Raw genomic sequence first — 12,593 nt, 5'->3', positions numbered from 1 at the left:
GCATGGCTGAAACCGCAATTATCACCCGCGTGCTGGACAGCGTGCAGCAGCTCGATGCCCAGGCCTGGAATGCGCTGCTGGCATCGCAGGCTGCGCCCACCCCCTTCATGCGCCACGAGTACCTGAGCGCGCTGGAATCCAGCGGCAGCGCCGTGCCGCAAACCGGCTGGGCCGCCCGCGTGGTCACGCTCTGGCAGGGCGGCGAGCTGGTCGCCGCCTGCCCGGTCTACGCCAAGGCGCATTCCTATGGCGAGTACGTGTTCGACTTTGCCTGGGCGCGTGCCTACGCCCAGCATGGGCTGGATTACTACCCCAAGGGCGTGCTCGCCGTGCCTTTCACGCCTGTGCCGGGCAGCCGGCTGCTGGCACGCACGCCGCTGCTGCGTGCGGCCCTGGTGCGCGCCGTGCGCGAATGGGCCCAGGCGCAGAAGCTGTCTTCCCTGCATTTGCTGTTCAGCGATGCCGAGGATCTGGCAGCCTGCGACGCCGACGGCTGGATGCAGCGCAGCACCGTGCAGTTCCACTGGAGCAACCAGAACGCCGGGGGTGCGGGCCACCGGGACTTCGACCACTTTCTTTCCACGCTGAACCAGGAAAAGCGCAAGAAGATTCGCCAGGAACGGCGCAAGGTGCACGAGGCCGGCGTGCGCTTTCGAGCAGTGCACGGCCCCGACATGAGCGCCCAGGACTGGGCCTTCTTCTACCGCTGCCACGAACGCACCTATCTGGAACACGGCAACGCCCCGTACCTCCAGCCGGCCTTCTTCGAGGCCATGGCGCACCAGATGCCCGAGAACTGGCTGATGTTCGTCGCCGAGCGCGACGGCCAACCCATGGCCTGCAGCCTGATCGCACTCGATGCGGCAGCCGCACGGCTTTCGGCCGGCAGTTGCGACCGCGACACGCCGCAGATCCCGCACATCCCGCAGGGCACGGCCTACGGCCGCTACTGGGGCGCGCTGGAGCGCGTGGACTGCCTGCATTTCGAGGCCTGCTACTACCAGCCTATCGCCTGGTGCATAGAACGCGGGATTGCGCACTTCGAGGGAGGCGCCCAGGGCGAACACAAGATGGCGCGGGCGCTGCTGCCCGTGGTGACGCCCAGCGCCCACTGGATTGCCCACCCGTCCTTCGCCGACGCCATCTCGCGCTTTCTGGACCGCGAGGGCGAAGGCATGGCCGGCTACCTGCAGGAGCTGCAGGCGCACAGCCCGCTGCGCCAGGACTGAGGCTCAGAAGGTTTCCCAGTCGTCATCGCCCTGACCGGGCTGGCGCGGAGCCGGCTTGCCTGTTGCTGCGGGCCCAGGGCGTGGCTGGATGGGAGGCGTGGCATCGCGCTCAAGCCGGCGGGCCAGTGTCTCGCCACCCGCTGCAGCACCGCCGCCCCCCAAGGCCGCAGGCCGTGCGGGGCTGGCCGGCGGGTTCGGCCGGACAGGCTGCGCTGCGGCGCGTGGCGCGGCGCTGGCCTGCGCCACCATCCTGTTGGGCACATGCGCATGGCTGTCCATGGCACCGCGCGGCAGCTGGAACACGGCCACGGCCTCGACCAGGTCCTGCGCCTGCTTGCGCAGCGAGGCAGCGGCGGCCGCGCTTTCCTCGACCAGGGCAGCGTTTTGCTGCGTGGTCTGGTCCATTTGCGTGACGGCTTCGCTGACCTGGGCGACGCCGGAGCTCTGCTCGGTACTGGCCGCGCTAATCTCGCCCATGATGTCGGTGACCTGGCCGATGGCAGCCACCACTTCGGTCATGGTCGTGCCTGCGCGGTCCACCAGTTGCGAGCCCTGCTCCACACGCTCCACGCTGGCCGTGATCAGCGCCTTGATTTCCTTGGCCGCCTCGGCGCTGCGCTGCGCCAGCGAGCGCACCTCGCCCGCAACCACGGCAAAGCCCCGGCCCTGCTCACCGGCACGCGCAGCCTCCACCGCGGCATTGAGCGCGAGGATGTTGGTCTGAAAGGCAATGCCGTCGATCACGCCGATGATGTCGCCGATGCGCCGGCTGCTGTCATTGATGCCCTTCATGGTTTCCACGGCCTCGGCCACCACGTCGCCGCCGCGGCGCGCAACGCTCGATGCATTGAGCGCCAGCTGATTGGCCTGGCGTGCGTTGTCGGCGTTCTGGCGCACGGTGGAGCCCAGCTCTTCCATGGATGCCGCCGTCTGCTCCAGCGCGCTGGCCTGCTCTTCCGTGCGACTGGACAGGTCGGCATTGCCGGAGGCAATCTGCGCACTGGCCGAGGCCACGCCTTCGGCGTTCTGGCGCACGCTGCGCACGGTCTGCACCAGGCTCGATTGCATGCGCTGCAGCGCGCCCAGCAGCAGGCCGGTTTCGTCATGGCGGTCGATGTGAATGGTCCCGCCCAGATCGCCATTGGCCACGCGGTCTGCGGCATCGACCGCATGGGCCAGCGGCGTGCGGATGGAGCGCGTCAGCCACAGCCCGGCCAGCACGGCCAGCAGCACGGCGGCCAGCGCCGCCACGCTGAGGACGACGACCGAGCGCCCATAGACAGCCTCGGCATTGCGGCTTTCCTGCACGGCCGCATCGCTGTTGAGCTTGACCAGCAGATCCAGCGTGTTCGACGAATCGTTGTAGAGCTTCAGCGACTCGCCGCCCAGCACGGCCTGGGCCTTTTCCTTTTCGCCCTGGCGTGACAGCGCCAGCACCTGCTGGCTCAGTTGCTGGTAGCGCTCGCGTTCCTGGAGCAGTTGGGCGTAGAGCCTTCGCTCTTCGTCGGAAGACAGCAGCGGCTCGTAGGCCTTCTTGCGCTCGGCCAGGCGGCGCTGCAGTTGCTCCAGCTGCTTTTCCGAATCGGTCTTGTAGGCGACATCATCATTGTTGACGTGCCGCACCTCCAGCAAGCGGGTACGCACGACATCGGTGCCTATCTGGTTGATCACTTCCACGCTGGGCATGGCATTGCCGGTGATGACTTCCATGCTGGTGCGCATGGAGCGCAGTTGCACCAGGGCCGCGGCCACCACGGCCAGCAGCAGCAGCACCAGCAGGCCGAAGGTGCCCAGCATGCGCGTTGAAATCTTGAGGTTTTTCACATTCATCTCTCTTGTAGAGGTCCCGTCATCTTGTTGCGTCTTGCTCTGTCTCGCGCCATGGGCAGGCTATCAGCCAGGCCCGGCGCGAACCTTGCAGAAACAGGCCAGCCGCACCGGCCGATGGCAGCTGGCAGGCAAGGCTTGGAGAGGGGGAGGACGGGACCCCGCGGGAGCGCGGTCTGCTGGATGGCCGATGGCCGCCAGGCCAGGCGGCCATGAGAACAAGGTAATCATGGGATATCCCTTCGTTCCGAGCGAACGAGGCCAGGAGCGGCCGTTCCTCAATCTGTAAGAATAGGACTACATCTATTTACATTCTGCCAGTATCCAAGCATTGTTCAGGACAAGTTCAGGTACTTGCAGTAGGCAGAAACCTTCACTGGAGGATTTGCGCCACAGCCTCCTGCCACCCGGCGTGCGCAAGCTCAACGCAGCACGCAAAAAGAAAGCGGCCCCATGCAGGGCATGGGGCCGCCAGAGGATGGGGCACAGCTGCGGGCAAGGCCTCAGAACGCGGCCCACTCCTCGTCGTCGGCGGTCGCGGTCCTGCTGACCTGGGCTGGCGTGGCAGTTTTCGCTGGCCGGGCTGCGATGGGCGCCAGGACCGGCGGTGATGCCAAAGGGGCGGCCGCCGTTGCGCGCGGCACCGCCACGGCCGCCTTGGCGGTCTCAGCCACCTCGGGGACCGCTGTCGAGTCTCCCGGCGCCGTGCGAAACACCGATACCGATGCCACCATGGCCCGCGCCTGCTGCTGCAGCGACTGGGCAGCGGCCGCACTTTGCTCGACCAGGGCGGCGTTCTGCTGGGTGGCCTGGTCCATTTGCGTGATGGCATCGCCCACCTGGGCCACGCCCGCGCTCTGCTCGCTGCTGGCGGCGCTGATCTCGCCCATGATGTCGGTCACGCGCCGGATGGCGGCGACGATTTCGGACATGGTCTCGCCGGCCTTGTCCACCAGCTGCGTGCCCTGCTCCACACGCTGCTCGCTGGCCTGGATCAAGGCCTTGATCTCCTTGGCCGCCTCGGCACTGCGCTGGGCCAGCGTGCGCACCTCGCCGGCCACCACGGCAAAGCCCCGGCCCTGCTCGCCAGCGCGGGCCGCCTCCACGGCGGCGTTCAGCGCCAGGATATTGGTCTGGAAGGCAATGCCGTCGATCACGCCGATGATGTCGGCGATCTGGCGGCTGCTGTCGTTGATGCCCTTCATGGTGTCCACCACCTGGGCCACAACCTCGCCGCCACGCGCGGCAATGCCCGAGGCGGAGGCAGCCATCTGGTTGGCCTGGCGCGCGTTGTCCGCGTTCTGGCGCACGGTGGCGCCCAACTGCTCCATGGAGGCTGCGGTTTCTTCCAGAGCACTGGCCTGGCTTTCGGTGCGCGCCGACAGGTCCGCATTGCCCTGGGCGATCTCGCCAGCGGCCAGCGCCACGCCGTGCGCATTGCCGCGCACATCGCCCACCAGCTCGGCGAGCTTGCGGCGCATGTCCTCCTGTGCGTTGATGAGCTGGCCCATTTCATCCCGGCGCCGGCTGGTGACCGGCTTTTCCAGATGGCCGGCCGCCACATTGCGCGCCACGGCCACGGCCTGGGCCACCGGGCCGGTGACAGCACGCGTGATGGCCCAGCCCACCAGGGCCGCAATCGCCACCACCGCGGTCAGCGTGCCCAGCACCCAGATGCGGGCCAGGTCAAAGCCTGCCTGCGCCTGCTGCCGCGCCTGCTCGCCCGCCTCGCGCTGCAGGGTCAGCAGGCGGCCGGCGCTTTCGGCCAGCTTGCCGAACTGCGCCTCGGACTCGCCGGCGAACATCAACCCCATCTCGTCGGCCATGAAGGCCTGCTCCTCGGTGGTGGAATAGTTGCCGGCGCGCGCACGCTCCAGCAATCGCGCATGCATGGCCAGGAACTGTTGCTTGAAGCCGAGGTAGTCGTCGAAGGCCGCGCGCAGGGCCTGCTGGTCGATCAGCGAACGCAGGGCCGTCTCATGCTCGCCAATGGTCTGCAGCCGGTCCTGCACCTGCTTGGCAAAGCCATCGACCTCGGCCAGGCTGCGCGCGGAGGCAATGCCGGCCTCGTGGCGGCGCAGGCGGTTGTATTCGGATCGCATGGCGCCCGCATGGAACATGCTGGGCAGGGCCACATCCGACAAATGCAATGCGTTGCGGTGCATCTGCGCCAGTTGCAACCAGGCTACCGCCCCCAGAACCGCCGAGAACAGGACCATGACGAGGAATCCCATGCCCAGCTTCGTGCCCATGCGCCAATCTGCCACCTTCATTTGCTCGCTCCCGGGCCGATGTCCCCATCAGCGCCTGATTGATCTGTCCAAACCCTGATCCATGACAAAACAAAAAACGCACCCGGCGCCTAGGCACCGGGTGCGTTTCAAATTGTATCAACTGCGAAGCGGGCATTTACCTCAGCGCAGTTGAGACTCCCTCGACGGGAGTGAAAGGGATCAGCCCTTGTAGTTGGCGATGCCGTCCACGACTTCCTTCTTGGCCTCGTCCACGCCCTTCCAGCCCAGAACCTTGACCCACTTGCCCTTTTCCAGGTCCTTGTAGTGCTCGAAGAAATGCTGGATCTGCTTGAGGGTGATCTCGTGGATGTCTTCCAGCGTGTTGATCTTGTCGTAGGCGGGCAGCAGCTTTTGCGTGGGCACGGCCAGGACCTTGCCATCCACGCCGGACTCGTCTTCCATGAGCAGGATGCCGATGGGGCGGCAGGCCACGACCACGCCCGGGGGCAGCGGGAAGGGCGTCATCACCAGCACGTCCACCGGATCGCCGTCGCCGGACAGCGTCTGGGGCACATAGCCGTAGTTGGCCGGGTAGTGCATGGCCGTGCCCATGAAGCGGTCCACGAAGACGGCGCCGCTTTCCTTGTCCACTTCGTACTTGATGGGATCGGAGTTGGCCGAGATCTCGATCACGACGTTGAAGGATTCAGGAGCGTTCTTGCCCGGTGTGACTTTGTCGAAAGACATGATGGATAAGCAGAGTTGAAACGAAAGAGCCCCCGCAGGGGATAGCAGCGTGATTTTAGGCGCAGGCACACGCCCCCACGGATGGCTCCGCAGGAACGCCCGCCATGCTAAGGGCGCAAGCCTGCGCCAAGCTTGCAGCGCCCGGTCTCAGGCGTGTGCCCCGCCCGCGCGCCGGCGCACGGGGCCGCTGCGCTGCTCCACCGCATGCTGCACTTCGCGGCGCAGGCCCAGTGCAAAGCCCAGCTCGGCCAGCACGAACAGGGGTCCGATGACCAGGCCCAGGATGTCGTCCAGGAAGGCTGGCTTGCGGCCCTCGTAGTAGTGGCCCACGAACTGGATCACCCAGCCCACGGCAAAGATGCCCAGCCCCCATCCCAGCCAAGCCCCCAACGGCAGCATGGCGATGGGCTGTGCCAAGGCCAGCATCAGGGCAAGCACCACAGCCATGGCAATGCCGTAGCGCAGGTCCAGCAAACAGTAATAGATGCCTGCCGCCAGCGCCGCCAGCAAGGCCAGGCTCAGCGGCAGGGCAGGCAGGCCGTCGCCCAATGGCATCGCCCATTGCAGACGTGCCAGCAGGATCACCACGGCCCACATGATCAGCGGCACGCCAAAGAAGTGCGTGAGGATGTTGCGTGGATCACGGTGATAGTCCGCGTACTGGGACAGTTGGTCGATGAGGGTTTTCATAGGCTGCACCGGCAGTGGATGTTGCGCAACCATGGTGGTGTCATCAAGGATTGGCGTCTGTCATGGATCCGACACAAGCCTCATCGCACACCTCGGGCTTACCCGCACCGGCAGCTCCGGCAGCCACGGCAACTGCCGCCGCCACGCGCGGCGCACGGCGCCGCGCAGTGGCCGGTCCGCCGGGCATGGCCGATCTCTGGGCCACCGTCGAGGCAGGCCGCTGGTTCCACGCCCTGCCGCCAGAGCTGGCCGCGCAGCTCAAGGCACTGGCCCAGCCCCGCACGCTGGCCGCAGGCGACTGGCTGTTTCGCCGGGGCGACCCGCCCTGCGGCCTGTACGCGGTGGCGCGTGGCGCCCTCAGCATCTCGGGCACGGCCGCCTGCGGCGAGCAGGCCCGCACGGCGCTGCTGGCCCTGGTGGAGCCGCCGATGTGGCTGGGAGAGATTGCCCTGTTCGATGGCGCACAACGCACGCACGATGCCCAGGCCGCCACGGCCTGCATCGTGCTTCACGTGCCCCAGGCACCGCTGATGGAGTGGCTGGCCGCCCACCCCGGACACTGGCAAGCGCTGGCGTTGCTGCTGACGGACAAGCTGCGCGTGTGCCTGGTGGCGCTGGAAGAGCACACGCTGCTGCCGGCCCCCCAGCGCCTGGCGCGGCGCCTGGTGCGCATGGCCGAAGGCTTTGACCAGTGGCAGCCCGACGGCCAGGGCCGCCAGCGTTGGCGGCGCGAGCTGGATGTATCCCAGGAGCAGCTGGCGCGCATGCTGGGCCTGTCACGCCAGACCACCAACCAGATCCTGCAGGAGCTGCAACTGGCCGGCTGCCTGCAGTTGCGGCGCGGCAAGATGGAGGTGCTGGACCGCCAAGGCCTGCGCGACGCGGGCTGGCCTGCGCAGTAGGCAGGCGCGCTGCAACGCCCGGGACTGGACAAGCGTCCCGGGCGCCCCACAATCGGGCTCCATGCAATACCACCACATCGGCAATGCGTCCGTGCCTACGGAATCGGGACGCACGATCCCCGTGCTGGACCCGTCGGACGGGCAGGCTTTCGACGAGCTCCAACGCGGCTCGCCCCAGGACATCGACCTGGCCGTGCGCTCTGCGCGCGAATGCCAGGACAGCGTCTGGAGCAAGCTCTCGGCCGCCGAACGCGGGCGCCTGCTGATGCGCCTGTCGGGCAGCGTGCTGCAGCATGCCGATGAACTCACGGCCATCGAGCAGCGCGACTGCGGCAAGCCCACGCGCCAGGCCCGCGCCGATGCGCTGGCGCTGGCACGCTACTTCGAGTTCTATGCAGGCGCCTGCGACAAGCTGCACGGCGAGACCCTGCCCTACCAGCAAGGCTACAGCGCCCTGACCTGGCGCGAACCCCACGGAGTGACCGGCCATATCGTCCCCTGGAACTACCCCATGCAAATCCTGGGCCGCAGCGTGGGCGCGGCGCTGGCCGCGGGCAATACCTGCGTGGTCAAGCCCTCGGAAGACGCCTGCCTGTCCGTGCTGCGCGTGGCGCGGCTGGCCACCGAGGTCGGCTTTCCGGCAGGCGCCTTCAACGTGGTCACCGGCCTGGGGCACGAGGTGGGCGAGGCCCTGGCGCGCCATCCAGGAGTGGACCACCTGAGCTTCACGGGCAGCCCCGGCGTGGGCACGCTGATCCAGCAGGCTGCGGCCGAACGGCACTGCCCCGTCACGCTGGAGCTGGGCGGCAAGAGTCCGCAGATCGTGTTCGCGGATGCGGACCTGGACGCCGCCGTGCCGGCCATCGTCAACGCCATCGTGCAGAACGCCGGCCAGACCTGCTCGGCAGGCTCGCGCGTGCTGATCGACTCGCTGATCTACGAGCCGCTGCTCGAACGCCTGGGCCAGGCCTTCGAGGCGCTGCGCGTGGGTCCGGCCGCCATGGACCTGGACCTGGGTCCGCTGATCCGCGCCAGCCAGCAGCAGCGTGTCTGGGATTTCCTGTCCGACGCCCAGGTGGCAGGCATTGCCGTGGTGGCGCAGGGCCAGATCGTGGAGCATGCGCCCGACAGCGGCTTCTACCAGGCGCCCACCCTGCTGCGCGACGTGCCACCCGAGCACCGGCTGGCGCAGGAAGAGATCTTCGGCCCCGTGCTCTGCGCCATGCCCTTCCATGACGAGGACCATGCCGTGCAACTGGCCAACGGCACGGCCTACGGCCTGGTGGCCGGCCTGTGGACCCGTGACGGCGCGCGCCAGCTGCGCCTGGCGCGGCGCCTGCGCTGCGGCCAGGTCTTCGTCAACAACTACGGGGCGGGTGGCGGCGTGGAGCTGCCCTTCGGCGGCGTCAAGTCCAGCGGCCATGGCCGCGAAAAGGGCTTCGAGGCGCTCTATGGCTTCACCACGCTGAAGACCGTCGCCATACGGCATGGCTGATCCTGGCGCATGACGGAAAATCGCAAGGTGCCCGGCGCCAGCCGGCCGCACGCGACAGAAAGAAGAATTCCCCATGCCCTTGTCTCCCGTTCCCGACCGCACGCCCCAGCATGAACGCGACGTGCGCTACCGCAGCTACGCCCGCGCCGATGGCCTCTGGGACATCGAAGGCGAGCTGCGCGACAGCAAGACCCATGACATCGAACTGAGCGGCGGCCGCCACATGCCGGCCGGCACGGCCATACACCACATGTGGATACGCACCACGGTCGATGCCCGCCTGGCGGTGCAGGCCATCGAGGTCGTCATGGACTCCCATCCGCTGGGCCACTGCCCCGAGGCCACGCGGGCCCTGCAGAAAATGGTCGGCTGCAGCATGGCGCGCGGATGGCGCAAGGCCATCAACGAGAACCTGGGCGGCGTGGCCAGCTGCACGCATCTGCGCGAGCTGCTGTTCAACATGGCCACGGCCGCCTTCCAGTCCGTGCCCGGCGTCTTTGGCGATGCCGACCCCAGCCAGCCGCCACGCCACCTGGGCCAGTGCCTGGGCTGGGACTTCAATGGCCCCGGCGTGGCGCGCTACTACCCGCAGTTCGTGGGCTGGCAGCCCGGCACAGGCGGCGTGGCCCCGACCCCGGCGACCACAGCCACCACCGAAACCCAGGGGGCCTGACCCCCGACCGAGGAGCAAAGCCCGATGCGTGTCCAGGACAAATCCATCATCGTCACAGGCGCCGGCAGCGGCATAGGAGCCGGCATCGCCATGCGGCTGGCCGCCGAAGGCGCGCATATCGTCGTCAACGACATCGACCGCGAGGCCGGCACGCGCGTGGCACAGGCCATCAACGCCGTGGGCGGCTGCGCGCTCTATGTGCAGGCGGACATGACGCAGGGCGAACAGGTCAAGGCCCTGGTGGCCGCCACGCTGCAGGCCCACGGCCGGCTCGATGTCTTCGTCAACAACGCGGGCTGGACGCACCGCAACCGTCCCATGCTCGAAGTCAGCGAGGCCGAGTTCGACCGGGTCTATGCCATCAACGTCAAGAGCATTTATCTCTCGGCCATCCACGGCGTGCCGGCCATGCGCGCCAATCCGCCGATGGCCGATGGCCGCCCCGGCGGCGGCAGCTTCATCAACATCGCCTCCACGGCAGGCCTGCGCCCGCGCCCGGGGCTGACCTGGTACAACGGCTCCAAGGGCGCCGTCATCGTGACCAGCAAGTCCATGGCCGCGGAACTGGGCCCGGAGAACATCCGCGTCAACTGCATCAACCCCGTCTTCAACCCCGACACCGGCCTGGCCGCCGAGTTTGCCGGCGGCCCCGTGGACGAGGAGCGCCGCGCGCGCTTTCGGGCGACGATTCCGCTGGGCCGCTTTTCCACGGCGCTGGACGTGGCCAATGCCGCGCTGTATCTGGCCAGCGACGAGGCGGCCTTCATCAGCGGCACCTGCATCGAGGTGGACGGAGCGCGCTGCGTCTAGACGCAGATCAAGATCTGCAGGCTTGCGCAGAGCCTGGACATAGGCATTCGGGCAAAATCGCGGGCATGGCAGAACGAGTGATCCCCCTGGTCGACGAGCGCGCCCCCACGCGCCCGGCCACCGTGCCAAGACTGCTGCAGGCGCCCACCGGCGATCTGCGTGACAGGCTTGGCCGGCCGCTGCGCGACCTGCGCATCAGCATCACCGACCGCTGCAACTTCCGCTGCAGCTACTGCATGCCCAAGGAAGTCTTCGACAAGAACTACCGCTACCTGCCGCACGGCTCGCTGCTGAGCTTCGAGGAGATCACGCGCACGGCCCGCCTGTTCGTGCAGCATGGCGTGCGCAAGATCCGCCTGACCGGCGGCGAGCCGCTGCTGCGCAAGAACGTGGAAACGCTGGTGGAGCAGCTGTCTGCACTGCGCACGCCCGATGGCCATCCGCTGGACCTGACGCTGACCACCAACGGCTCGCTGCTGGCGCGCAAGGCCCGGGCGCTCAAGGCGGCCGGCCTGAACCGCGTCACCGTCAGCCTGGACGGGCTGGACGACGCGGTGTTCCGCAGCATGAACGACGTGGACTTCCCGGTCTCCGACGTGCTGGCCGGCATCGAGGCGGCCCAGGCGGCAGGCCTGGGCAACATCAAGGTCAACATGGTGGTCAAGCGCGGCACCAACGAGGACCAGATCCTGCCCATGGCGCGCCACTTCCAGGGCACGGGCGTGACCTTGCGCTTCATCGAATACATGGACGTGGGCGCGACCAACGGCTGGCGCATGAACGAGGTCCTGCCCTCCGACGAAGTCATCGCCCGGCTGCGCGCCGAGCTGCCCCTGGTGCCGCTGCAGGCCAGCAGCCTGGGCGAGACCGCCGTGCGCTGGGGATATGCCGATGCGCAGGGCCTGTACGATCCCTCGCTGGGCGAGGTCGGCGTGATCAGCAGCGTCACCCACGCCTTTTGCGGCGACTGCAACCGTGCGCGCCTGTCCACCGAGGGCCGGCTGTACCTGTGCCTGTTCGCCTCCGAAGGCTGGGACCTGCGCAGCCTGCTGCGCAGCGGCGCCAGCGACGAGGAAGTGGCAGCCGCGCTGGCCCCCATCTGGCAGCAGCGCACCGACCGCTATTCCGAACTGCGCGCCAGCCTGCCGTCCAGCACGGACACGCAGCGCAGGCGCATAGAGATGAGCTACATCGGCGGCTGAGCCCGCGCGTCGCGCGGGGCTCCCTTTCCCCTTCCCCTCGGTTTCTCCATCACAAGCCACACATGCCCGTTTCCTCCCTGCCCGACACCCTGCCCTTGAGCGACATCACGGGCTGCGTGCTGGCAGGCGGGCGCGGCATGCGCATGGGCGGCATCGACAAGGGCCTGCAGCCCTTTCTGGGCCAGCCGCTGGCAGCCCATGCGCTGGACCGCCTTGCGCCCCAGGTCGGGCATCTGATGCTCAACGCCAATCGCCATGCCGAGGCCTATGCGCAACTGGGCGCCCCCTATGGCGCCCCGGTCTGGCCCGATGCCGAACCCGACTACCCCGGCCCGCTGGCCGGCTTTCTGAGCGGCCTCACCCATTGCCAGACACCCTGGCTGGTCTGCGTGCCCTGCGACACGCCGCTGTTCCCCCAGGACCTTGTACAGCGGCTCGCGCAGGCTGCGCTGGCGCAGCAGCCTGCGGCCGACATCGTCGTCGCCCATGGCTGGGAACGCTCGCTTGATACAGATCAATCCAGGCTGCGGGCCCAGCCCGTGTTCTGCCTGATGCGGTCATCGCTGCGTGATAGCCTGCAGTCCTTCATACGTTCGGGCGGCCGCAAGATCGATGCCTGGACGGGCCAGCACCGCTGCGCCACCGCCCTCTTCGATCGCGCGGACGACAGCCCGCTGGCCTTTGCCAACGCCAACACGCAGCAGGAGCTGCAGGCCCTGGCGCAGGCCCTGGCCTGTGTGCCCGTGACGCCGCCGTGACCGGCCTTGCCCCACCGGATTCCGTT

Annotated in this window: 11 protein-coding genes; 7 read left to right on the top strand and 4 right to left on the bottom strand. The window is 68.1% G+C overall.

The genetic code is table 11. From position 1 onward, the window contains the following. The first annotated feature begins 2 nt into the window (after positions 1-2). Positions 3-1,229: a GNAT family N-acetyltransferase gene (locus G4D77_RS25820; RefSeq protein ID WP_046988015.1), complete on the top strand. Its 1,227-nt coding sequence runs from the start codon at positions 3-5 to the stop codon at positions 1,227-1,229. A gap of 3 nt (positions 1,230-1,232) precedes the next feature. Here the strand turns inward: G4D77_RS25820 and G4D77_RS25815 are convergent, their stop codons facing one another. From G4D77_RS25815 to G4D77_RS25800, 4 genes are all read right to left on the bottom strand, one after another. Beyond that, on the bottom strand, positions 1,233-3,059 hold the full coding sequence (locus G4D77_RS25815) for a methyl-accepting chemotaxis protein (protein ID WP_016447424.1): 1,827 nt from the start codon (positions 3,057-3,059) through the stop codon (positions 1,233-1,235). A 500-nt stretch (positions 3,060-3,559) separates the two neighbouring features. Then, positions 3,560-5,329, bottom strand: coding sequence for a methyl-accepting chemotaxis protein (locus G4D77_RS25810; protein ID WP_154833872.1), 1,770 nt, complete (start codon positions 5,327-5,329; stop codon positions 3,560-3,562). 180 nt (positions 5,330-5,509) lie between these two features. After that, positions 5,510-6,037: an inorganic diphosphatase gene (gene ppa, locus G4D77_RS25805; protein WP_013801496.1), complete on the bottom strand. Its 528-nt coding sequence runs from the start codon at positions 6,035-6,037 to the stop codon at positions 5,510-5,512. 147 nt (positions 6,038-6,184) lie between these two features. Next, positions 6,185-6,727 (bottom strand): Mpo1 family 2-hydroxy fatty acid dioxygenase, encoded by a 543-nt coding sequence (locus G4D77_RS25800; RefSeq protein WP_016451358.1) that lies wholly within the window; start codon positions 6,725-6,727, stop codon positions 6,185-6,187. Between the two features lie 62 nt (positions 6,728-6,789). Here G4D77_RS25800 and G4D77_RS25795 point away from each other — a divergent pair, with 62 nt between their 5' ends. From G4D77_RS25795 to mobA, 6 genes are all read left to right on the top strand, one after another. After that, a complete protein-coding gene (locus G4D77_RS25795) occupies positions 6,790-7,629 on the top strand; it encodes a Crp/Fnr family transcriptional regulator (protein ID WP_213757756.1) in 840 nt (279 codons plus the stop codon). Positions 7,630-7,690: 61 nt separating this feature from the next. Next, complete coding sequence (locus G4D77_RS25790; RefSeq protein ID WP_016447428.1) at positions 7,691-9,124, top strand: aldehyde dehydrogenase family protein; 1,434 nt, start codon at positions 7,691-7,693, stop codon at positions 9,122-9,124. A gap of 73 nt (positions 9,125-9,197) precedes the next feature. Next, complete coding sequence (locus G4D77_RS25785) at positions 9,198-9,797, top strand: DUF2889 domain-containing protein (protein WP_016447429.1); 600 nt, start codon at positions 9,198-9,200, stop codon at positions 9,795-9,797. A 24-nt stretch (positions 9,798-9,821) separates the two neighbouring features. After that, positions 9,822-10,607, top strand: coding sequence for an SDR family oxidoreductase (locus G4D77_RS25780; RefSeq protein ID WP_154833870.1), 786 nt, complete (start codon positions 9,822-9,824; stop codon positions 10,605-10,607). 65 nt (positions 10,608-10,672) lie between these two features. After that, positions 10,673-11,809, top strand: a complete 1,137-nt coding sequence (gene moaA / locus G4D77_RS25775; protein ID WP_213757755.1) for a GTP 3',8-cyclase MoaA — start codon at positions 10,673-10,675, stop codon at positions 11,807-11,809. Between the two features lie 62 nt (positions 11,810-11,871). Beyond that, a complete protein-coding gene (mobA, locus tag G4D77_RS25770; RefSeq protein ID WP_154833868.1) occupies positions 11,872-12,567 on the top strand; it encodes a molybdenum cofactor guanylyltransferase MobA in 696 nt (231 codons plus the stop codon). The last annotated feature ends 26 nt before the right edge of the window (positions 12,568-12,593 follow it).

This window comes from Delftia sp. WY8, assembly GCF_018437695.1.
In the GTDB taxonomy this organism is placed as follows: Bacteria; Pseudomonadota; Gammaproteobacteria; order Burkholderiales; family Burkholderiaceae_C; genus Comamonas; species Comamonas tsuruhatensis.
Note: the sequence above shows the minus strand (reverse complement) of the source record. Positions and strands in the feature narration are given on the sequence as shown.

Excerpts from the sequence above, each read along its gene's own strand:
- G4D77_RS25820 (WP_046988015.1), top strand. The coding sequence starts at position 3 with ATGGCTGAAACCGCAATTATCACCCGCGTGCTGGACAGCGTGCAGCAG.
- G4D77_RS25815 (WP_016447424.1), bottom strand. The coding sequence starts at position 3,059 with ATGAATGTGAAAAACCTCAAGATTTCAACGCGCATGCTGGGCACCTTC.
- G4D77_RS25810 (WP_154833872.1), bottom strand. The coding sequence starts at position 5,329 with ATGAAGGTGGCAGATTGGCGCATGGGCACGAAGCTGGGCATGGGATTC.
- ppa (WP_013801496.1), bottom strand. The coding sequence starts at position 6,037 with ATGTCTTTCGACAAAGTCACACCGGGCAAGAACGCTCCTGAATCCTTC.
- G4D77_RS25800 (WP_016451358.1), bottom strand. The coding sequence starts at position 6,727 with ATGAAAACCCTCATCGACCAACTGTCCCAGTACGCGGACTATCACCGT.
- G4D77_RS25795 (WP_213757756.1), top strand. The coding sequence starts at position 6,790 with ATGGATCCGACACAAGCCTCATCGCACACCTCGGGCTTACCCGCACCG.
- G4D77_RS25790 (WP_016447428.1), top strand. The coding sequence starts at position 7,691 with ATGCAATACCACCACATCGGCAATGCGTCCGTGCCTACGGAATCGGGA.
- G4D77_RS25785 (WP_016447429.1), top strand. The coding sequence starts at position 9,198 with ATGCCCTTGTCTCCCGTTCCCGACCGCACGCCCCAGCATGAACGCGAC.
- G4D77_RS25780 (WP_154833870.1), top strand. The coding sequence starts at position 9,822 with ATGCGTGTCCAGGACAAATCCATCATCGTCACAGGCGCCGGCAGCGGC.
- moaA (WP_213757755.1), top strand. The coding sequence starts at position 10,673 with ATGGCAGAACGAGTGATCCCCCTGGTCGACGAGCGCGCCCCCACGCGC.
- mobA (WP_154833868.1), top strand. The coding sequence starts at position 11,872 with ATGCCCGTTTCCTCCCTGCCCGACACCCTGCCCTTGAGCGACATCACG.